Source organism: Rhodococcus wratislaviensis (assembly GCF_041228765.1).
Lineage (GTDB): Bacteria > Actinomycetota > Actinomycetes > Mycobacteriales > Mycobacteriaceae > Rhodococcus_F > Rhodococcus_F wratislaviensis.
Map to the genome: position 1 here is coordinate 169,124 of NZ_CP150488.1, position 22,700 is coordinate 191,823.

At 70.3% G+C, this 22,700-nt stretch carries 12 protein-coding genes; 4 read left to right on the forward strand and 8 right to left on the reverse strand.

Features of this window, described 5'->3' with window-relative positions; all coding sequences use genetic code 11:
- Nucleotides 1–27: 27 nt before the first annotated feature.
- On the reverse strand, nt 28–462 hold the full coding sequence (locus WKC72_RS00785) for an SRPBCC family protein (protein WP_370181484.1): 435 nt from the start codon (nt 460–462) through the stop codon (nt 28–30).
- 9 nt (nt 463–471) lie between these two features.
- Nucleotides 472–771, reverse strand: a complete 300-nt coding sequence (locus WKC72_RS00790) for a DUF4193 domain-containing protein (RefSeq protein WP_005248611.1) — start codon at nt 769–771, stop codon at nt 472–474.
- Between the two features lie 458 nt (nt 772–1,229).
- On the opposite strand from WKC72_RS00790, the gene WKC72_RS00795 reads away from it, so the two are divergent.
- On the forward strand, nt 1,230–2,246 hold the full coding sequence (locus WKC72_RS00795; RefSeq protein WP_370181485.1) for an iron-siderophore ABC transporter substrate-binding protein: 1,017 nt from the start codon (nt 1,230–1,232) through the stop codon (nt 2,244–2,246).
- Nucleotides 2,247–2,254: 8 nt separating this feature from the next.
- Here WKC72_RS00795 and WKC72_RS00800 read toward each other — a convergent pair whose 3' ends face one another.
- Together WKC72_RS00800 and WKC72_RS00805 are read right to left on the reverse strand one after the other, a co-directional pair.
- Nucleotides 2,255–4,639 (reverse strand): glutamate--cysteine ligase, encoded by a 2,385-nt coding sequence (locus WKC72_RS00800; protein ID WP_037229198.1) that lies wholly within the window; start codon nt 4,637–4,639, stop codon nt 2,255–2,257.
- Nucleotides 4,640–4,648: 9 nt separating this feature from the next.
- Nucleotides 4,649–4,840: a hypothetical protein gene (locus tag WKC72_RS00805; RefSeq protein ID WP_370181486.1), complete on the reverse strand. Its 192-nt coding sequence runs from the start codon at nt 4,838–4,840 to the stop codon at nt 4,649–4,651.
- 114 nt (nt 4,841–4,954) lie between these two features.
- Between WKC72_RS00805 and WKC72_RS00810 the strand changes: the two genes are divergently transcribed.
- Nucleotides 4,955–5,965, forward strand: coding sequence for an LLM class flavin-dependent oxidoreductase (locus WKC72_RS00810; protein WP_370181487.1), 1,011 nt, complete (start codon nt 4,955–4,957; stop codon nt 5,963–5,965).
- Nucleotides 5,966–5,984: 19 nt separating this feature from the next.
- Here WKC72_RS00810 and ggt read toward each other — a convergent pair whose 3' ends face one another.
- The 3 genes from ggt to WKC72_RS00825 all read right to left on the reverse strand — a co-directional run bounded on the left by ggt (nt 5,985) and on the right by WKC72_RS00825 (nt 10,120).
- Nucleotides 5,985–7,955: a gamma-glutamyltransferase gene (gene ggt, locus WKC72_RS00815; protein ID WP_037229212.1), complete on the reverse strand. Its 1,971-nt coding sequence runs from the start codon at nt 7,953–7,955 to the stop codon at nt 5,985–5,987.
- A gap of 37 nt (nt 7,956–7,992) precedes the next feature.
- Entirely contained in the window at nt 7,993–9,558 is a 1,566-nt protein-coding gene (locus WKC72_RS00820; RefSeq protein WP_370181488.1) for an FUSC family protein, read from the reverse strand.
- A gap of 124 nt (nt 9,559–9,682) precedes the next feature.
- Nucleotides 9,683–10,120: a DoxX family membrane protein gene (locus WKC72_RS00825; RefSeq protein WP_037229214.1), complete on the reverse strand. Its 438-nt coding sequence runs from the start codon at nt 10,118–10,120 to the stop codon at nt 9,683–9,685.
- 85 nt (nt 10,121–10,205) lie between these two features.
- Here WKC72_RS00825 and WKC72_RS00830 point away from each other — a divergent pair, with 85 nt between their 5' ends.
- On the forward strand, nt 10,206–10,883 hold the full coding sequence (locus WKC72_RS00830) for a metalloregulator ArsR/SmtB family transcription factor (RefSeq protein WP_128640225.1): 678 nt from the start codon (nt 10,206–10,208) through the stop codon (nt 10,881–10,883).
- 32 nt (nt 10,884–10,915) lie between these two features.
- Here the strand turns inward: WKC72_RS00830 and WKC72_RS00835 are convergent, their stop codons facing one another.
- Entirely contained in the window at nt 10,916–11,704 is a 789-nt protein-coding gene (locus tag WKC72_RS00835; protein ID WP_370181489.1) for a putative protein N(5)-glutamine methyltransferase, read from the reverse strand.
- A 349-nt stretch (nt 11,705–12,053) separates the two neighbouring features.
- Between WKC72_RS00835 and WKC72_RS00840 the strand changes: the two genes are divergently transcribed.
- Nucleotides 12,054–22,625, forward strand: coding sequence for an SDR family NAD(P)-dependent oxidoreductase (locus WKC72_RS00840; RefSeq protein WP_370181490.1), 10,572 nt, complete (start codon nt 12,054–12,056; stop codon nt 22,623–22,625).
- The last annotated feature ends 75 nt before the right edge of the window (nt 22,626–22,700 follow it).

Below are 22,700 nucleotides of genomic sequence, written 5' to 3' on the forward strand. Positions count from 1 at the left end.
GAGGGCGCTTGTCGATGCATGATCCGCTTACCTCGCTTCGAGGACCCCGGTCATCTGTTTGACGGTCTTGGCCGCGAGCACCTCGAATGCGAGGCGGGCGACGGGGTCGGCGAATCGCGCCAGGCCGGTGAATTCGAGATGGGCGCGGTAGGTGATCGACGTCGAGGTGTCGTCCACCTTTTCGAACGCCAGATCGTCCGACGTGGCTGCGGAGTCGTTGCGACCCTCGAAGACGACGTGATCGGGCTCGTCGCGGGTCATGCGGTAGGTCAGTTCGGTTTTGCGCCCGAAGAACGACGACACGTTGCGCCATTGCGTGCCCACCGCCACCGGACCGGGGGTGGTCTGCTCGCACGTGTCGGTCCCGGGATCCCAGGCCGTGGTGTTCGCGAAGTCGCGCAGGTACGCGACGACTTTCTCGAGCGGTGCGGCGACGGTGAACGTTCTACTGACCTCGGCCACTCGGGCCTCCTATGCGCAGTCGCGGCAAATCAGCTGTCCGCCCTCTTCGGACGCGAGACGCGACCGATGATGGACCAGGAAGCAACTGCTGCACGTGAATTCGTCGGCCCTCTTCGGAACGACGCGGACCGTGAGTTCCTCACCGGACAGGTCGGCGCCGGGCAGTTCGAAGGACTCCGCCGTGTCGGTCTCCTCGACGTCGACGACGGACGACTGCGAGTCGTTCCTCCGTGTCTTCAATTCTTCGAGCGAGTCCGCGGCGAGTTCGTCGTCGACGGTAACCCGTGGTGCGTCGTAGTCGGTTGCCATGACTTCCTCCCTTTGGCTCATGTTCCCCGTGTCGTGAAATTCCACACTTGCGGGGCACGGTTGCTAGACAACGCACCGATCCCGCGTTTTGTTCCCGGGCCGCCACAACTCGCCCCGTGGTTGCGGGATGCCCGTTCCGGGTACCACTCAATCAGCCGATCGGAAGGTGGTCAGTTGATGACGAGTGCCCACGACGAGCTCGGCAATCCCGTGCCTGCCCCGGAGCCGGTGCCGCCGGATCCGAGCCCTCCTCCTGTGCCGCCGACGCCGACACCGCCTCACCCGTTTCCGCCCGAGCCGGGCCCGGAACCTGCACCTCCCGAGCCCGGACCGCAACCGGGGCCGCCGGAACCTCCGGGACCTCCGCAGCCTCCGATTCCGGATCCGACTCCCCCGTTTCCGCCGCAGATGCACGGCCGGGGCCACTCCCTGTAGGTTAGCCTCACCTACAGGGAGGTATGTGGATGCGAACGCTCGACCGCCGCAAGTTCCTGACCGTGAGCGCCGGGGTCGGCCTGGCCGTCGTCGCCGCAGCGTGTTCCTCGGGAACCGCAGCGGACACCGAAGGCACCACCCGGACGGTGACGCACAAGAAGGGAACGACCGAAGTCCCGGACAACCCCCAGCGCATCGTCACCGTCGGCTACTCCGACCAGGACACGCTCCTCGCGTTCGGACGCCGGCCGGTCGGCGTCACCGACTGGTACGGCGACTATCCGGACGCCACGTGGCCCTGGGCCCAGGACGCGCTCGGCGGGGCGCACCCCGAGGTCTTCAACCGCGGACAGTTCACCGGTGAGGCCAATTTCGCGTACGAGGCCATCGCGAAACTCGACCCCGACCTGATCCTCGCGCTGTACATCGACGTCGACGACGACGCATATCAACGGCTCTCGGCGATCGCCCCCACCGTCACGACGTCGCCGGACTACCCCGATTTCGGCATGCCGTGGCAGGACGCCGTCCGGATCGTCGGCACCACCCTCGGCGAGGACGAGAAGGCGAACCACCTCGTCGCCGGTGTGGACGACCTGGTGGCGCAGCAACGCGCCGCCCACCCCGAATTCGAGGGCAAGACGGTCGCGGTCGCCGAACTGGGCGACGCCGGATCGTTCTACGTCCGGTCCCCGAACGACCCGCGCTCACGCCTGATGACGTCGCTCGGGTTCGTCGTCCCGGAGCAGATCGCGCAACTTGCAGGCGATCAGGACGCGTTCACCATCAGCAAGGAACAGTTCGACATCGTCGACGTCGACGTCCTCGTCTGGAACGTGGGCAGCAGTCCCGGCGCCGAAGCGACGATCACCGCCGACCCCGTCTATCAGTCGCTACCGGTGGCGAAGGCGGGGCGGGCCGTATTCGTCGACGACCCCACCGTCTCCGGCGCGCTCACCTGGGGCACCGTCCTCAGCCTCCCGTACGCCGTCGAGGCCCTCGTGCCGAAACTGGCGGATACCGCCGCCAAACCGGCCTGACGCCGCGCTCACCCGGACTGGTCTTCGAGCCGGGTGAGCGCCACCAGCGTTCGGACCCCGTGAATCATGGCGCGTTCGTCGAGGTTGAAACCCGGCTGGTGAAGCTCCTGCCGGGAGCCGGTCCCGTCCCACACTCCGAGTCTGGCCATCGCGCCCGGAACCTTCTCCAGGTACCACGCGAAATCCTCGCCGCCGCTGGACTGATGTGCCTCGGCCAGGTGGTCGAAGCCGACGACCGATTCGATCGCCTCTCGTAGGTCGGCGGTGCAGTCGGGATCGTTGACGACGGGCGGGACACCCTGCAGATAGGAGAGCTCGTACCGCACGTTGTACGGCGCGAGCAGGTGACCGATCGTGTCCGTGACCAGCGGTTCGAGCGAGGCCCACGTCTCATGGGACGCGCTGCGCAGGGTGCCCACCAGTTCACCCGACTCGGGAACGGAGTTCGCGACCTGCCCGGCGGCGACCTTCCCCCAGGTGAGGACGGTCGCGGTGCGGGCGTCGATCCGGCGGTCGAGCACGGACGACAGACCGGTCACCAGGACGGCCGCGGCGTGGATCAGATCGCCGGTCAGATGGGGTCGGGCGGTATGTCCCCCCGCCGACCACAACCGCACCGTGACGGAGTCGTTGGACGACGTGATCGGCCCGGTCCGGGTGGCCAGTTTGCCGACCTCGAGATTCGGGTCGCAGTGCAGTGCAAAGATTTTCGACACCCCGTCGAGTGCGCCCGCGGCGATCGTGTCGACCGAGCCGCCGGGGGTCGTCTCCTCCCCTGGCTGGAAGACGAGGCGGACCCGGGACGGCGGCGGGTATTTCGTCAGGACGGATGCCGCCCCCATCAACATGGTGGTGTGGGCGTCGTGACCGCACGCGTGTGACACTCCGGGCACCCTCGACTCGAACGGGAGACCGGTCGTCTCGGCGATCGGCAGCGCGTCGAGGTCGGCGCGCAGCGCAATGCACTCGCCCGTGTCGGGACCGACGTCGCACCACAGGCCGGTTCCGCCGGGCAACAGGACGGGTGCGAGCCCCAGACCGACGAGGTGGGCGCGCACGACGCCGGTGGTCCTGCGTTCCTCGAACGACAGTTCCGGGTGCGCGTGCAGGTCCCGGCGCCACTCGATCAGCTTCTTCTCGTCGAGCTCCGTCGACTCCGTCCACGTCATGTCGGCGGTGTCGCCGCGGTCCCAGAACCGCGCGCTCCAATATCGCCGGCTTCGGCCGGCACCGGTCGACCTCGGGCCGAGCTCGCGCGGCGCGGGTGGCGCCTCCACTTCGGGAAGGTGCTCGGAGCGGCCCGCCGTCTCCGCGAGCAGCAGATCCACCACGTCGGTGAGCCGGCCACGGCGACCGAGCGCCCGACGTTGCCGGGCGGCGGAGCTGCCGTGGGCGGTGGCCTCGGCGGACAGCTCCACCACGGTGTCCCAGTCCCCGGTCTCCTCGAGCTGAGGCCGCAGCGAATTCACGAAGTCGCCGACGAGGTCCGCCGCAGGACGTGCCTGCGGAACCGTCACGTCGACGAGGTCCTCCTCCAACCCCGACCGCGCCGCCCGCCACAGTGCCGCCCTGGTCAGGGTCGGAACGACCTCGACGCCCTTCGTCCCGGCGCGCAATCCCTGCACCTCACGTTCCACGAGCGCACGGAAGAGGGCGGTGACGAGCATGACCGTGTCCAGTCGCGGGCAGCTGTCGCACACCCGCAACTCCAGGGTCGGAAGTTTCACCGACGGCCGGACGTCGAAGTACGCCATACCGGGGTCACTGATCACCCCGCTGGCGACCAGGTCGTCGATCAGCGTGCCGTATTCGGCGGCCGAGGAGACGGGCGCGGCCGGACCGGTGCTCGGCCAGCGCAACCACAGAAGCGTCCGCGCGCTGGCATAGCCGGTGTCCGCACCGTCGGACCGGAACGGGGAACTCGCGCTGAGCGCCAGGAGGACGGGCATGTGCGGAGCGACGCGGTGCGCGACCTGCACGGCCTCGTCGCGGTCGGGCAGGTCGACGTGAACCTGTGTGCCGCAGATCAGCTGCTCGCGGGCGAGCACCTGATAGTCCGCGAGCATGCGCCGGTAGCGCTGCGTTCCCGTCACGTGCATCTCGGCGGGCAGCGCCAGCGGCATCGAGCCCGCGGCCGCCACGCCGATGCCGAGCCCCTCGGCCGCGTCGATCAGCACTCTCCGATGCCGCTCCAGGTCGTTCCGCAGGCCGTCGAGGTCTGCGTACACACCACTGTTGACCTCGACGACGCACTGCTGGAGTTCGTCGACGAACACCCCGTCGGGAAGTCGTGCCAGCAACTCCGGCGCGCGGGTGGTCAGGCGCCGGGTCTTGCGATCGATGAGGTGGAATTCCTCCTCGACGCCCACTTTCCGTGGGTCGGTGGCGAGCACGATGTGCCTCTATTTCTCTGTGGCACCCTCGGTGTCGTCGAAGAACGCCCAGGTGCCGTCCTCGTCGACTTCCATCCGCCATCCGAGTTCGGAATTGTCCGCGCGAACGTCGACGAACCATGCGTGCGCGTCGTCGGCGCTCGAGATCTCCTTCGTTTCCACCACGCTGCCATGGGGATCGATCACTCGGTATTTCGCCATGGTCGACGGGTTCCCCGCCCACCCGGGTCTGAATCATCGGAAGGAATATCCCGTCCGCCCGGGCAGTTACTCCATCTAATTGATGATTCAACTATCACGATCGAGGGGCACGGCATGGAACTCGGATTGACGACGTTCGCGGAGGTCGGTTCCGGCGGAACCGGGGCGGTGTCGCCACGACAGCGACTGAAGGATCTGCTCGAAGAGGTCGTCCTGGCCGAGCAGGTCGGGCTCGACGTCTACGGGGTCGGTGAGCACCATCGGGCCGACTTCGCCGCGTCGGCGCCCGCGGTCGTGCTGTCGGCCGCCGCCGCCCGGACGTCCCGCATCGCATTGACCAGCGCGGTCACCGTCCTGAGCTCCGACGACCCGGTGCGGGTGTTCGAGGAATTCGCCACCCTCGACCTGATCTCCGACGGTCGCGCCGAGGTGATGGCCGGTCGCGGCTCGTTCACCGAATCGTTCCCGCTCTTCGGTTACGACCTGGCCGACTACGACGAACTGTTCGTCGAGAAACTCGGTCTGCTGCTCGCCCTCCGCGACTCGGAGACCGTGAACTGGTCGGGACGGCACCGGCCGGCGCTGACGGACCAGTCCGTCTACCCACGGCCCGAACGTCCCCTCCCCATCTGGGTGGGGGTCGGCGGCAACCCCGAGTCGGTGGCCCGCGCCGGACTGCTCGGCCTGCCGATGGCGCTCGCGATCATCGGCGGACAACCCGCCCGCTTCGCACCGCTGGCCGACCTGCACCGCCGTGCCGTGACCGAGGGCGGGCACGCACCGCAGCCCATCGCCGTCCACGCGCACGGTTACGTCGCGGACACCGAGGACCGGGCGGTGTCGGAGTTCTACCCGTCGTACGCCGCGGCCATGACCGGCCTCGGACGCGAACGCGGATGGGCACCGATGAACCCGCAGGCATTCGACGGTCTACGCGGACCCGGCGGTTCGCTCGTGCTCGGCAACCCCGAACAGGTGGCCGAGAAGATCGTCGGCATGCGCGACACCCTGGGCATCGAACGGTTCATGCTGCACCCCAGCGTCGGGCCGCTGCCCCACGACAAGGTGATGCGCGCGATCGAACTGCTCGGCACCAAGGTGGCCCCGCTCGTCGAGCAGGCATGATCCCTGCGGTGGCGGTGCGCTAACCCGTACCGTCACCCATCACCGCGCCCTCCCGTCGTGGGTCCGCGCCGCCGACCCACCCCGAGTCCTGGCGCTGCAGCGCGCTGAGCCCACTGGACTGCGGCGCGACCGACACCTGGTGTCCCATCGCCCGCAACTGCACGATCAACGGGTCGTCGGCGCCGTCGTTGGCCGCATTGATGTTCGGATGCTCCCCGCCGACGCCGGTGACCGGGGTGTTGGCGGCCCCGAAGTCGACCGCCGACACCGCCTGCTGCGGGTTCAGTCCCCAATCCAGCATTCCCACGAGCGTTTTCACGACGAACTGGATGATCACCGAACCGCCCGGCGACCCCGTCACGTACTGGACGTCCCCCAGCGACCCGTCGCTGCCACGGTCGAAGACGAGCGTCGGCGCCATCGAACTGCGGGGCCGCTTACCCGGTTCGACACGGTTGGCGAGCGGCGTCCCGTCCGGCCCGACGGGCTGGGCCGAGAAGTCGGTGAGCTGATTGTTGAGAACGAAGCCGTCCGTCATGTGGAACGAGCCGAACGCCGATTCCACCGTCGTCGTCATCGACGCGACGTTGCCGTACTGGTCGGCGATCGAGATGTGGCTGGTGCCGTGTTCCTTGTCCTGCGGCTGCACACCCAGCGGGACCGGCCCGAAGTTTCCGGGTTGCGCGGTGCCCATGCTCTTGCCGGGGTCGATGAGGTCGGCCCGCTGCTTCAGGTAGTCCTCGTTCAGCAGCGTGTCGAGGGAATTGCCCGGCAACGGAACGAAATCCGAGTCCGCGACGTACTTGTCCCGGTCGGCGTACGCCAGCCGCTCCGCCTCGGAGATGAGATGCACGGCCTCCGCCGTCGGCTTGCCGCCGTTGTCGTCGAGGTTCGTGGGCCCGTACCCCGACAGGTCGAAGTTCTCCAGGATGCCGAGCGTCGCCGCGACCGCCGTGCCGCCGGACGACGGGTTGGGCATGCCACAGATCTCGTGATCCCGGTACGGCGTGCACAGCGCCGTCCGCTTCTTCGCCTGGTAGTTCGCGAGGTCGTCGAGAGTCATCTGTCCGGGGGTGCGCCCACCCGACGCCGTCGCCGTCGCATCGACGATGCCCTGGGCGATGGCCCCGGTGTAGAAGGCGTCGGCGCCGCCCGCCGCGATCGCACCGAGCGTCTTGGCCATGGCCGGGTTCGTCAGCTTGGTGCCCGCCGGCTTGGGGCTGCCGTCCGGATTCAGGAAGTACGCCTTCGACGGTTCGTCGAGCGCCAGATCGGGTGCGGACTCGGCGATCTGCCCGGCCATCCGAGGGCTGATCTCGAGTCCCTGGTCTGCGAGCGAGATGGCCGGGTCGAACAGTTCCCGCCACTCGTCCCGGCCGTGTTCGCGGTGCGCAAGCTCGAGCATCCGCACCACCCCGGGAACGCCGATGGACCGCCCGCTCGCCCGGGCGTCGGGCTTGGGCTCGGTGCGGTCGGTGTCGCTGATCCAGCGCAAGTAGTTCTCCGTCGCCGCCATCGGCGCGACCTCGCGTCCGTCGTAGGCCTCGACGCTCTTCTGCCCGGCGTCGTAGTAGAGCAGGAACGCCCCGCCCCCGATGCCGGAGGACTGCGGTTCGACGAGACCGAGAACGGTCTGGGCCACGATCAGCGCGTCGGCGGCCGTGCCCCCGTCCCGCAACACCTCGCACGCCGCCTTCGTCGACACCGGATTAGCCGTGGACACCGCGTACGACGCGGTGTCCACGGGCACCATCCCGGAGCGGTACACGGTGGCGATCTCGGGGTTGGTCGCAAGGTTCTGGGTGGTCGGCGCCGGGCCGGGAGGCGGTGGCGCCTTGGCGATCGGGGTGCCGTTGGGAACGTCCGCACACGTGGCCGCCGGATCGCTCTGCGGTTCCTCGTCCGACGCGCACGCGGCCAGCATGCCGACGCAGAGTGCTGCGGCCAACGAGGCCCGAATTGCTGTTCCGATTCCCGTCACAGGACCCATCACCGAACCCTAACAGCGGGGATCCGGTGCCGACCGGCTAAAGACGAGGTCCGAAGTGCCGGGTGAGGATTCGGTAGCCGAGCTCGTGAAGATGGTGGTGCTCGGGCCACCGGTCGCGGGTCCACGCCGGGTCGGTGTGGGCGGCGGTGATCGCGGCGGTGGTGGAACTGTGCAGATCGAACTCGAGATCCCGGCAGAGTTCCGCGACGGCAGCCGGTTCCCGCGCATCGCCGAGCCGCCCGATCGTCCCGGCCACCTGGTCGTCCGCGTCGCGCAGGATCCGCCGGTACGAACCCGGAAGCACGGTCCACAGCACGAGCAGCGCCACCGCCACACCGAGGACGGTCTCGAGAAGCCGGTCCCGGGTGACCGCGACGAGGTCGACGTGTGTCCCCAGGCCGCCGAGGACGAGGGCGAGCGGGGTGATGAACACCATCGCCAGGCCGTAGTTGCGGACGAGGAAGGCCTCCGTCCCCGCCATCAGGAGCGCCACGACCAGTACCAGCCCGCCCGCCGACAGGTCGAGCGTCGCCAGCCCGGCGAGCAGAACGAGTCCGAGCACCGTTCCGAAGAACCGGTGCAGTCCGCGGTACGTCCCCAGCACGCGGTCCGGTCCCTGGTGCAGGATCATCGCCGCGGTGATCACGGCCCAGTCCGGCCTGGCGACGCCGAGGGCCAGCGCCAGCAGACCCGCGGCGGGGCACGCGACCAGCAGTCGCGCGACGATCGTCCAGGACCGGCCTCGGAGATGAGCCGCCCGGCCGAGCCGGTAGCGGATCGAGGGCCTCGGCAGCGGGACCTGCGGCCGCAGGTCGTCGACGTCGGTGGCGTGGTCCGCATCGTGACCGTCGACGGTCGCCGCGCACCGCAGGTGAGCCGCGCGCAACGTCCGGGTGAGCGGGTGATCACGCCCGACGAGGGCGGCGTCGTGGAGACACTGCCACGCGGCGTGCAGCGACCGCACCGCGTCGCGACGGGAATTCGGTGCGGGGGTGTCGGAGAGTGCGGCCTCGACTGCGGCGACCGCGGTCGCGACTGCGGCACGCTCGGGGGTGCGTGGGCGCGCGAGCAGCCCCGACATCGACACGAGCAGGGCCGACACCGCCCCGGCCGCCGACCAGGCGGTCACCTCCGCCACGGAGACACCGAGGGCGGGCAGCGCGGACGAGATCTCCACCGTGAGCAGCGGGAGGAAGGCGCCCGGCGCCCCCAGCCGCAACCCGTCCACGACGAACGCGCAGACCGCCACGACGACCGTCATCGCGACGACGAGCGCCATCCCCCACAGCGCGGAACCGCCCGCCGCGGTCGCGTCGTGCACGAGCGCGCCGACCGCGGCACCGACTCCGGCCAGGAGCACCATCACGGCGGCGGCGATCGTCACCACCCGCCACCGCACCCGGTACGCCCTGCCCTCGCCGTAGACGACGGCGAAGGCTCCCAGCGTCGCTGTCGCGGCGACCGCCGAGTGTCCGAGCGCGACGCCCGCCAGCGCGGGCAGACACACGGCCACCCCGGCGCGGACCACGCCCGGCCAGCGCCGACCCAGCTTGGGCACCCCCAGAAGCAACGACCGTGCCGGGGCCGGCGCAGGGATCGGCACACCGTGATCCCGCGACCCGGTTCCCTGGTCCTGCGCTCCTACCGACACGACCACACAGACTACGAGCGGTCGAGTCACTCGAAACAGTCGATGAGGTGCATCTCACGTGGGTGCGCGGTCCCGATCAGGTGTGGGGACGGTGGAGCGGACGCCCGTACTCCGCGGCGAGCAGGCCGAGAGCGACGGCGCCGGCGAGCAACCCGAAGTCGCGCAATGCGACGTCGTAGTACCCGGACAGCGTGACCAGGTTGACGATGATTCCGGCCAGCCAGGCCGCGACTACCCAGGCGCCGATCCGCGGGGCCACGGCGACGAGGATTCCTGCGATCACTTCGATCACGCCGACGGCGTACATGCCCTGCTGCGCGGTTCCCGGCAGGATGCCGTCGATCCACGGCGCGAGGTAGTCCGGCCAGTCGGTGAGCCAGTTCGTGAACTTGTCGAGCCCGAACAGGATGGGCGCCACGGTGAAGACCGTGCGCAGCACGAGGAAGGCCTGATAGCCGGGGTCGGCCAGGGTGTGCGAACCGTGGCTGACCTCGTGGGGTGTGTTGGTAGCCATGACGACTCCTTCTAAAAACTATGTATCTTGACTATAGAATTCTCCGCACAATTAAGTCAACGATTCTCGGTTTTACAATGGGTCCATGGACGACACTCCCCGCTCGGACGTCTCGGCCGTCTCCTCCCTCGACGAACCGGTGCGCAGGCGGGTGTACGACCACGTGCGCGCGCAGGCGTCGCCGGTCAGCCGAGACGACGTCGCCGAGGCGCTGGGACTCGCGCGCTCGACGTCCGCGTTCCATCTCGAGAAGTTGGCCGACGAGGGGCTGCTGGCGGTCGAGTTCGCGCGGCGCGGCGGGCGCTCGGGTCCGGGCGCGGGGCGGCCCGCCAAGCTCTACCGACGGTCCGACCGTGAGTTCTCGGTACACCTGCCCGAGCGTGCGTACGCGCTCGCCGGAGAGTTGTTCGCCCGGGCGATCGAAGACGCGGACGCCACCGGCGCATCACCGCGGGCGGCCCTCTCCGCGCGTGCCCGCGACTTCGGGCGAGGGCTCGGCGCCGACACGGGCTGCACCGACGACGACCTGGTTGCGACACTCGCGAAGTGCGGTTACGAACCCCGCCGCAGCGACGGCACCATCGTCCTGGTCAACTGCCCGTTCCACGCGCTCGCCCGGCAGCACACCGACATGGTCTGCGGAATGAACCTCGCGCTGCTGTCCGGACTGCTCGACGGCGCGGGATGCGAGGACCGCCGCGCCACACTGGCCCCCGCCGAGGGGTACTGCTGCGTGCGGATCGAGGGCCCCCTCCCCATGTGAGTGGCAAAGAGTGCCCGGGCACACTTCGGCACTCACCTGGGGTTGGCGCCGACGACGACGGTGGCGTCCATATCGTCCGACGTCTCGATCCGGGTGAGCAACCCGGCGTCCGCGAAAGCCTCCGCGGTGAACGGGGCCTGACTCGCACTGGTCTCGATCAGGAGATGACCGCCCGGCGCGAGCCAGTCACACGCCCCGAGGGTCACCCGCCGCTGGATGTCGAGTCCGTCCGCGCCGCCGTCGAGCGAGACCCGCGGCTCGTGGAAGCGGGCCTCCGGCGGCATCAAACGGATCGCGTCGGTGGGCACGTACGGGGCGTTGGCCACGAGGATGTCGATGCCTCCCCGCAGCGTGGTGGGCAACGGCTCGTACAGGTCGCCCTCGAACACCCGGCCGGGGTCCGCGACGTTGCGTCGCGCGCACCGGACCGCGGCGGGGTCGATGTCCACCGCGTACAACTCGATGCCGTCGCCCGTCCCGGCGAGCGCGGCCCCCACCGCGCCCGAGCCGCAGCACAGGTCGACCACGACAGCGTGCGGGCACGCGAGGGCGGCCGCCTGCTCGACGAGGAACGCGGTGCGACGACGCGGCACGAACACCCGCGGATCGACCGCGATCCGGAGCCCGCAGAACTCGGCCCAGCCCAGGACGTGTTCGAGGGGGACGCCTGCGACGCGGCGGTCCAGCATCGACGCGAGCTCGTCGGACGTCCGGGCCGCGGAGACGATCAAGCGGGCCTCGTCCTCGGCGAACACACAGCCGGCGGCGCGAAGCCTCGTGACGAGAACGAATTCGAGGGACGGTGAGAGAGACACTGACATGGGAGAGCCTTCCGGAATGCCGATGGGCGCTCTCCCGGTCACCTTATGTCGGTACGACCGCGCGGTCGCGGAGTGAGAGCACCCGAACTGAACGAACGGACACGGGTCTCACCTCCTCGATACGGATCCTGCTCGGGGTGGCAACACTACCTCGACCAGCGGCAGGCGGGCAGCCGAATAACCGGAAGTGGTGTGGACCGGAGCAGCGGCGGGTACCCCAAGTGACCTGCCCGAATTGACCAGGCAGATCGATCGAAGGTGATGCTCGGACCACTGCCTCCGCAGGGTGGTGGCGGATACAATCGAGGTTTCCGCGCTACTGATGGCGGATCTCGGATAGGACCCCGATATGGCCGATCAGGCGAAGCTCCTCGACTATCTGAAGCGAGTCACCGCGGAGCTCTACCAGGCGCGGGAAAAGCTGCGCGAGGTCGAGGGTGTGAGCCGCGAACCGATCGCCGTCATCGGCATGGGCTGCCGGTTCCCCGGCGGGGTGCGATCGCCGCAGGACCTGTGGCGCTTGGTGGAGTCCGGGTCCGACACCGTCGCCGGGTTCCCGGAGGACCGGGGCTGGGGCCTGGCGGATCTCTACGATCCGAAGGCCGAGCAGGCCGGCAAGACGTACACGGTGCAGGGCAGCTTCCTCGACGATCCGGCGGGCTTCGACCCCGAGGTCTTCGGGATCTCGCCGCGCGAGGCGCTGGCGATGGATCCCCAGCAGCGACTCCTCCTCGAGACGAGCTGGGAGACGTTCGAACATGCCGGCATCGATCCGCGGTCGGTGCACGGCCGCCAGGTCGGAGTCTTCACCGGGCTGTCCGGCATCGACTACGCGGCGCGGGCGGGCGGCATGCCACCGGAAGACCTCGAGGGGTACTTCATCACCGGCAACGCCATGAGCGTCGCGTCCGGCCGCGTGGCCTACAGCTTCGGCCTGAACGGACCCGCGATCACGGTGGACACCGCGTGCTCGTCGTCGCTGGTGTCCATTCACCTCGCCATGCAGGCGCTGCGCAGCGGCGAGTGCGAACTGGCGCTGGCGGGCGGGGCGACCGTCATGGCGACCCCCGCGGTGTTCGTGGAGTTCAGCCGCCAGCGCGGACTGGCCCGGGACGGCCGGTGCAAGGCATTCTCCGCCGCTGCGGACGGCACGGCGTGGGGCGAAGGCGCCGGGATGGTCGCGTTGGAACGGCTGTCCGACGCAGAGCGCAAGGGTCGCCGGATACTGGCTGTCATCCGTGGCAGCGCGGTGAACCAGGACGGCGCCAGCAACGGCCTGACCGCCCCGAACAGGCAGGCTCAGGAGCGGGTGATCGCGCAGGCGCTGGCCAATGCGGGACTCGGCCCGGGCGACGTCGACGTGGTCGAGGCGCACGGCACCGGCACGAAGCTGGGCGATCCGATCGAGGCGTCCGCCCTGCTGGCCGGCTACGGCCGCGACCGCCCGGCCGACCGGCCCCTGTGGCTCGGCTCGGTGAAGTCGAATCTCGGGCACACCCAGGCGGCCGCGGGCGTCGCCGGGGTGATCAAGATGATCATGGCGATGCGATACGGCGTCCTGCCGAAGACCTTGCACGTCGACCGGCCGACCCCGCACGTCGACTGGTCCGCGGGTGCAGTGTCCCTGCTCACCGAGAACCGGGAGTGGCCGGAGTCCGATCGGCCCCGGCGGGCGGCGGTCTCGTCGTTCGGCATCAGCGGCACCAACGCACACGTCGTCCTGGAGGAGGCCCCACCGGTCGAGCCACAGGCGGGTGAATCAGCTTCTCCCCCGGACGAAGTCGTGGCCTGGTTCGTGTCGGGCCACACCGAGCTCGCGCTGCGCGCCCAGGCCGAGCGGCTACACGAGTTCGTCACCGAGCACCCCGACCTCACGCCCGCCGCGGTGGCAGGCGCACTGCTGGGGTCCCGTGCCACGTTCGACCACCGCGCCGCCGTGATCGGCGCACGGCCTCGGAGTCTGCTGAACGGCCTCGACGCGCTCAGCAGAGGTGCGCCCAGCGCCGACGTCGTGACCGGCGTGGCGTTGGAAGCCGGCGACCGGCCGGTGTTCGTCTTCCCCGGACAGGGTTCGCAGTGGGTGGGCATGGCCACCGAGCTTCTGGACACGTCGCCGGTATTCGCCGAGACCGTGCGGGAGTGCGCCGACGCGCTGGCTCCGTATACGAACTTCTCGCTGCTGGACGTGCTGCGCGACCGCGATCCCGCGTCGCTGGACCGGGTCGACGTGGTGCAGCCGGCCTTGTTCGCGATGATGGTCGGTCTCGCGGAATTGTGGCGGTCCCACGGTGTCGAACCGGCGGCCGTCGTCGGGCATTCGCAGGGCGAGATCGCGGCCGCCTATGTCGCGGGCGCGCTGAGCCTTTCGGACGCGGCCCTCGTCGTGGCCGCACGCAGCAGGGTGATCGGCGCGTCGGCCAAGCGCGGCGGCGGGATGGCCTCGGTGGCACTGCCGCCGGACATCGTGCGGGAGAAGATTCAGCCCTGGGCCGGTGCCGTCGAGGTCGCGGCGATCAACGGGCCGTCCGCGACGGTGATTTCCGGACCCGTCGACGCCCTCGACATCCTGGTCGGGCAGTTGCAGGGCGACGGTGTCCAGGCCCGGCGGATCGCGGTGGAATACGCGTCGCATTGCGCGGACGTCTCCGTCCTGCGTGATCCTATTCTCGACGTCCTCGCGTCGATCACTCCCCGCCGGTCGCGAATTCCGTTCTACTCGTCGGTGACCGGTGGCGTGCTGGACGGCACCGCGCTGGACGCGGACTACTGGTACCGGAACCTGCGACGGACGGTCCGGTTCGAGCAGGCGACGAGATCACTGGCCGCGGACGGGTATCGACTGTTCGTCGAGTCGTGCAGCCACCCGGTCCTCACCGTGCCGTTGCAGGAAACCCTCGACGCGGCGGGCGTCGCCGGCCGCGCGATCGGCACCATCCGACGCGACCGCGCGGGCCTACGCCAGTTCACCGCCGCACTCGCCGAGGCGCAGGTGTCCGGATTGCACGTCGAGTGGGATCGGGTGAGCTGGGCTCGCCACGACGATCGGCAGCAGTGGGTGGACCTGCCCACGTACGCCTTCCAGCACCGCCGCTACTGGCTGGAAAGCCCCGTTCCGCAGGGCGATTTCGCGTCGACGGGCATGGAAACCGGTGGACACCCGATGCTCGCCGCGTCGGTCGAGCTCGGCAACGGCCGGGGCGCGGTGTTCACGGGTCTGCTGTCGCCACAACGCCTTCCATGGCTGAGCGACCACGGTGTCAGCGGCACCGTCATTCTGCCGGGCACGGCTTTCGTGGAGCTCGCCCTGCACGCGGGGAACCGTGTGGGGTGCGGCCGACTGGAGGAACTCGCCATCGAGGCACCCCTGGTGATTCCCGCCGAGGGTGAGGTGGCGTTGCAGGTGAGCGTGCTCGCCGACGGTGAGGCGGGCCGATCGACGGTGTCGGTGCACTCCCGGCCCGCGGATGCCGCGCAGGACACTCCGTGGACCCGGCACGCCACCGGCACGCTCACGCCAGCAGTGGACGCCGCCGACTCCCCCGAACAGCACTGGCCGCCAGCTGATTCCACGCCGATCGACGTCCGGGGTCTGTACGACGTGCTCGACGAGGCCGGCTACGAGTACGGCCCGGCCTTCCGGGGTCTCCGGGCGGCCTGGCGTCGCGGCGACGACCTGTACGGCGAGGTGCGGCTGAGCGGCGAAGACCCGGCTGCGGCGGTCGCGGGGTACGGGATCCACCCGGCGGTGCTCGACGCGGCGCTGCACGTGATTGCGCTCGGAGCCGTGGACGCCGGTGTCCGGCTGCCGTTCGCCTGGGACAAGGTGCAACTGCACGCGGTGGGCGCCACCGCGTTGCGCGTGCACGTCACCACGACCGGCCCCGAGCGCTACCGGGTCTCCGCGTACGACGCGGCGGGCAGACCGGTGCTGACCGCCGAATCGCTGGCGCTGCGGCCGCTCGGGGACGCGGGTGTGCCTGCCGCCGGGGTCCGGGACAGCCTCTACCGCGTGGAGTGGATGCCGGTGGGCGCGTCCAGCACTTCTCCGGCAAACCTGATGCCGCTCGAGGAGGCGCTTGCCGGCGGTGATCCGGAAGGTCGCGTGCTGTGGCTCGACCGCGAACCGGGCGACGAGCCGGACATGCCGGCGCGCGCGCACGCCGCCGCGGAGGCGACGTTGCGGGCGGTCCAGGCCTGGCTCCGCGAAGATCGCCTGGCCGAGACCCGTTTGCTGGTCACGACGAGGCTCGCGGTGGCGGTCCGCGACGACGAACCGGTCGACGACGTGTCTGCCGCCCCCGCGTGGGGACTGATCGGCGCGGTGCAGAACGAGCACCCGGACCGCATCACGCTGGTGGACCTGGACGTGGACACCGCTGACCCTTCGTTGATCTCCATGGCCCTGGCCTGCAACGAACCTCAGCTGGCCATCCGGGACGGTGTACTGCTGGCGCCCATGCTCGCCGCGGTGACCCCCGCGGCGGCGCCCGAACCGGGACCTGCACTCTTCGGCCCGGACGGCACGGTCCTGATCACCGGCGGCACGGGCACCATCGGCAGGCTGATCGCCCGCCACCTCGTCGCGCGGCACGGAGTGCGCCGGCTGATGCTGACCGGCCGGCACCCGCTCGATGCCGAGGGTGCGGCCGAACTGCGTGCCGAGTTCGCCGAGTCGGGGGCGGAGGTGAGCGCTGTCGCCTGCGACGTCGCCGACCGCGCCGCGGTGGCCGCTCTCCTCGCCGGCATTCCCGACCTGTCCGGCGTGATCCATGCCGCCGGGGTGCTCGAGGACGCCACTGCCGCCTCGTTGACCGCGGAGCAGTTGCACGCCGTCCTTCGTCCCAAGGTGGACGGTGCCTGGCATCTGCACGAACTCACCCGGGACCGCGACTTGTCCGCGTTCGTGCTGTTCTCCTCGGCGGCGGGTGTGCTCGGCGGCGCCGGCCAGGCGAACTATGCGGCGGCGAATGTCTTCCTCGACGCACTCGCGGAGCACCGGCGCGCCCGCGGGCTGCCGGCGACGTCCATGGCCTGGGGGCTGTGGGACCGGCCCAGCGGGATGACGTCCCATCTGAATGCGGCCGATCTCGACCGGTTGCAGCGCAGCGGCATCGACACCATCAGCCCGGAGTCGGGTCTGGCCCTGTTCGATGCTGCTCTCGCCGTGAACCGTCCGTTGATCGTGCCGATACGGCTCTCGACGCGGGCCTCCCGATCCGAGGGTGAGTCGTTGCCGCCGATCCTGCGCCGGGTGCTCGGTGTCCGTCGTCGCCGCGCCGCTGCCGCCGATTCCCCGACCGGCCTGGCCGAGGAGTTGCGGGCGTTGGACCCCGGTGAGCGGCACAGCCGAGTGCTGGACATCGTCACCACCCACGTGGCGGCGGTGCTGGGTCACGAGGGAAAGGAGGCGATCGATCCGGAACGTGCGTTCAAACAACTCGGTTTCGACTCGCTGACCGCCGTGCAACTGCGCAATCAGCTGGCGACCGCCACCGGTGTGCGGCTGGCCGCGACGGTGGTGTTCGACCATCCCACCGCGGACGCGTTGACCCAGGAGCTGGTGGCGCGACTGCTCGGGGACGACGCGGTCCCGCAGCCGGCCGGTCCGGCACGTGCCCGCAGGGACGACGACCCGATCGTGATCGTGGGAATGGCCTGCAGATACCCGGGCAAGGTGTACTGCCCGGAGGACCTGTGGCGGCTCGTCCGCGACGGCCGCAACGCCGTGGGGGCGTACCCCCACAACCGGGGCTGGAATCTCGACGAGGTGTACGACCCCGACCCGAACCGGGCCGGCACCACGTACATGAAGGAGGGCGGGTTCCTCTACGACGCAGACGAATTCGACGCCGCGTTCTTCGGCATCAGCCCGCGCGAGGCGATCGCGATGGACCCGCAGCACCGGCTGCTCCTCGAGAGTGCCTGGGAAGCCTTGGAGCAGGCCGGAATCCGGCCGACCGCTCCCGGTCTCACCGACACCGGCGTGTACGTCGGGCTGATGGGCGGCGACTACGGATTCCATCTGATGACTCAGCGCAACGTCGACGCCGAGGGCTATCTGATGACCGGGACGAGCAACAGCGTGGCCTCCGGCCGCATCTCCTACTCCCTCGGCTTCACCGGTCCCGCCGTCACTGTGGACACGGCCTGCTCGTCGTCGCTGGTGGCCATGCATCTTGCGGCGCGGGCGCTCCGCGACGGGGAATGCGCGCTGGCACTGGCCGGCGGGGCGACGGTGATGGCCACACCCGGTGTGCTGATCGAGTTCAGCCGCCAGCGCGGGCTCGCCTCGGACGGACGCTGCAAGCCGTTCTCCGACCGGGCCGACGGCACCGGGCTCAGCGAGGGCGCGGGAATGGTGGTGCTGGAGCGGCTCAGCGACGCCCGGCGCAACGGCCACCGGGTGCTGGCGATCATCCGCGGATCGGCAGTCAACCAGGACGGGGCCTCCAACGGATTGACCGCCCCGAACGGGCCGTCCCAGGAACGGGTGATCCGCCAAGCGCTCGCCGATGCCGCGCTCGGCCCCACAGACATCGACGCCGTGGAGGCACACGGCACCGGCACGACGCTCGGCGACCCGATCGAGGCGCAGGCCCTGCTGGCCGCGTACGGGCAGGGGCGAGAGGGCCGGCCGCTCTGGCTCGGTTCCGTCAAGTCGAACATCGGCCATTCCCAGGCGGCGGCGGGCGTCGCCGGCGTGATCAAGATGGTGATGGCGATGCGGCACGGGATGCTGCCGCCGAGCCTGCACGGCGACGTTCCCACCCGGCACGTCGACTGGACCGCGGGCGAGGTCTCGCTGCTCGCCGAATCGGTTGCCTGGCCGGAGACCGGGCGGCCCCGCCGGGCGGCCGTCTCGTCGTTCGGTATCAGCGGCACCAACTCGCACATGATCCTCGAACAACCGCCCGAGGACGCGGTGCCGGAGGTCCCGCCGTCGGCGTCGCCGCTGGTCTGGGTGATCTCCGGAAAAACCGCGGATGCGCTGCGGGCGCAGGCCACCCGGTTGGCGGAGTTTCTCGACACGGACGAGTCCGAACTCCCCGATCCGGCCGACCTGGCGTACTCGCTGGCCACCACCCGATCCGGTTTCACCCACCGCGCGGCGGTGATCGGAGAAACAGTGGCCGACCTGCGCGACGGCCTCGCCCGCATCGTCACGGGGCAGCCCGGCGGCAACGTCGTCACCGGCACGAGCGCCCGCGGCAAGACGGCCTTCATGTTCACCGGCCAGGGTGCGCAACGCATCGGAATGGGCCGCGGCCTCTACGCGGCCTACCCGGTGTTCGCGAGGGCACTGGACGAGGTCTGTTCCGTACTCGACGAGCACGTGGAAACCCCGGTACGGCAAGTCATCTGGGATGATTCCGACGGCGGCGGCGCGAAGCTGGACAGCACCGAGTACACCCAGCCGGCACTGTTCGCGATCGAGGTCGCGCTCTACCGACTGCTGCGGGACTGGGGCATCACCCCCGACTACCTGATCGGCCATTCGATCGGCGAGATCTCCGCGGCGCACGTCGCCGGGGTGTTCAGCCTGCCCGATGCGGCCGCTTTGGTGGGTGATCGTGGACGGTTGATGCAGTCGACCAAGCCGGGTCTGATGATCGCGGTACGGGCACGCGAGGAGGACATCCTGCCGCGGATCGACGGCCGCGTCGATCTCGCGGCCGTCAACGGCGCCGAATCCGTCGTCCTCGCGGGCGGCGACCGCGACGTGCACGCCGTCGCATCCGAACTGTCCGCCGCCGGACTGAAGACCACGAGCCTGCGGGTCGAGCGGGCCTTCCATTCGGCCCTGATGGACCCCATCCTCGACCAGTTCGCCGCCGTGGTGTCGAGGCTGACGGCGCAGCCGCCGAAGATTCCCGTCGTCTCCAACGTCACCGGGCGCGTCGCCACCGCCGACGAACTCATGTCCCCGGAGTACTGGACCCGGCACATCCGGCACGCGGTGCGTTTCCACGACGGCGTCTGCGCCCTCGACGAACTCGGCGTCACCCGCCTCGTCGAAGTCGGTCCGGGTGCGGCTCTGGCGGCACTGGCCGCCGAGGTCGTGCCGAACACGATCGCCACGCTGCCCGGACGCGGAGACGAAGCACACGGGATCATCGAGGCGGTCGCCGCCGCCTATGTGCAGGGCGCCACCATCGACTGGGATCGGGTACTGCCGGGTCGCCGCCGGGTCGCCCTGCCCACCTACGCCTTCCAGCGCCGCTCCTACTGGCCGACCGCGTCCACCCGGCATACCGGCGATCCGACCGAGCTGGGTCTGACCCCGGCCGATCATCCGCTGCTCGGCGCCGCGGTGACGCTCGACGACGACGCGACCCTGTTCACCGGACAGCTGTCCCTGCACCGGGATCCGTGGCTCGTCCCACCGACGATCGACGACGGCGACCAGCCGCCGACCGGCGACGCGAAAACCCTGTTGCCTGCGGTGCCGGTGGAACTCGCCTTGCACGCGGCCCACCACGTCGGCCTCGACCACATCGACGAACTCACCCTGCACCACCCGCTCGTCCTGCCGCCGTCGGGACTGGCCACGATTCGCGTGCTGGTGTCGCCACCCGGCACCGACGGCGCCCGCACCGTCACGATCTCGTCGAAGTCGGGCGACACCGACGGTCCGGACAGCTGGGTTCGGAACGCTTCGGCGACGATCGACGACATCGCCGGCCCTGCCGCCGGTGTGCCGCAGCACGACCCGGGCGACACCGAGACGGAGGTGCGCCTCGACGAAGGCACCGACACGAGTGGATACGGTATTCACCCGGAACTGCTGCAGGCGGCCATCGAACCCCTCCTCGGGTGGGACGGCTGGCCGCTGACCTGGTCGGGGATCCGTCTGCACACCGTCGGCGCGGAGGCGGTGACCGCCCGGTTCACTGCCGGCGAGGACGGACGGTACCGCATCGCCGCCGTCGACCCCGCGGGTGAGCCGGTACTGACCGTCGATGCGCTGCGGGTGGCGCCGAGGGCGGCCGACGCAGGTCGATCGGCTGCTCTGCGGCTACACCGGGCGGCCTGGATCCCGGTGGAGGTGGCCTCGTCCGAACGACCCCTCGGCCCGGCGGTCGTCCTCGGCGCCGAAGGATTCGGCGACCCGGGTGTCGGTTCGACGTTCCCGGACTATCCCGACCTGGAGACGTTGCGGACCGCGATGGAGTCCAGGCCGGACGACGACGACCTGCGTCCGTGGACGGTGCTGGTCGGGTGCGCGACCGAGGGCGACCACGGTCCGGACGCGACCCACGACCTGTGCGCTCGGGTACTGCGACTGCTCCAGGACTGGCTCGACGACGACGCTGTCGCCGACACCCCGCTCGTGATCGTGACCCGCAACGCCATGGTGACCGGCGACGGGCAGGACCACGACGCCCGTCCCGACCTCGCCGCCGCGGCGGTGTGGGGTCTCGTCGGCTCCGCACAGAACGAGAACCCGGACCGGTTCGTGCTGATCGACCTCGACGACGAATCGGACGCCGAAGCCGCGGTCACATCGGCGCTGGCGAGCGGGGAACCGCAATTGGCGGTCCGGAACGGCACCTTGCGCGCACCTCGCTTGCGGCGCATGCCCGCCGTCGACGAACCGACACCGTTCGACCCCGACGGCACCGTTCTCGTCACCGGCGGCACCGGCACGGTGGGATCTCTGGTCGCCCGGCACCTCGTGACCGAGCACGGGGCACGGCACGTGCTGCTGACCAGCAGGCGCGGACCCGACGCCGAGGGCAGCGACCAACTGTCCAGCGAATTGAGCGGTCTGGGTGCCGAGGTGAGCATCGTTGCCTGCGACACCTCGGACGAGTCGGCGGTCGCCGCGTTGCTGGCCGGGATACCGCCCGAACACCCACTCACGGCGGTGATCCACGCGGCCGGCGTGATCGACGACGGCACCCTGGCGTCGCTCACCCCCGAACGGCTCGACGCGGTCCTGCGGCCGAAGGTCGACGCGGCCTGGAATCTGCACCGGCTGACCGCGAACGGCGACGTGCGGGTGTTCGTCATGTTCTCGTCGCTCGCCGGCGTCCTCGGGGCCCCCGGGCAGGCGAACTACGCGGCCGCGAACATGTTCCTCGACGCCCTCGCCCATCACCGCCACGCCCTCGGGCTGCCCGGGCTCTCGATCGAGTGGGGCATGTGGGCGACACCGAGCGCCATGACCGACAACCTCGGCGCGATCGACCTCGCCCGAGCCCGCCTCAGCGGAATGGTTCCGATGCCCGCGGCCGACGGCCTGACCCTCTTCGACAGCGCCTTGGCTGCCGGTGCCCCCACGGTCGCGGCCGCACGGTTCGACCACTCCGGTTCGGCCGCACCCTACGTTCCCGCCCCGCTGCGCGGCCTGATCCGGGAATCCCGCCCGCACGCCGCGGGGTCGGACGCGGTCGTCACCGGCGCGAGCGGGTCCGGACCGTCGGATTGGGCGCAGCGCCTCGCCGACAGGTCGATCCCCGAACAGCGGCACCTGATGCTCGATCTGGTGCGGGGCGGAGCAGCCACGGTGCTCGGCTACGACGCGTCGGACTCGGTGGACCCCGACCAGGCGTTCAAGGAACTCGGTTTCGATTCGCTGGCCGCCGTGGCGCTCCGTAATCATCTCGGTGCCGCCACGGGGCTGCGGTTGCCGCCGACCATGGTGTTCGACCACCCGAGCCCGCGTGCCGTCGCCGAGTTCCTGCGCTCGGAACTCGTCCCGGATCCGATGTCCGTCGCCCTCGCCGACGTCGACCGGCTTCGGGCGACCATCGCCGAACTCGGCGAGGACAGCGAGGCGCGGTCGGCCATCGCGCAGCGCCTCGGAAGCCTGTTGGCCGAGGTCGGCACGTCCGACGACGCGCATGCGGCCGCGGTCGACAAGATTCACGCCGCGACGAGTGAGGAGATCCTCGACCTCATCGATCGCGGTCTCTGACCCGGAACAGTGCGGGTGATCGCCGCCGGGAACACCGGCCCCGCAGGCGATACGATCGTCGCCGTCACAGGCCTC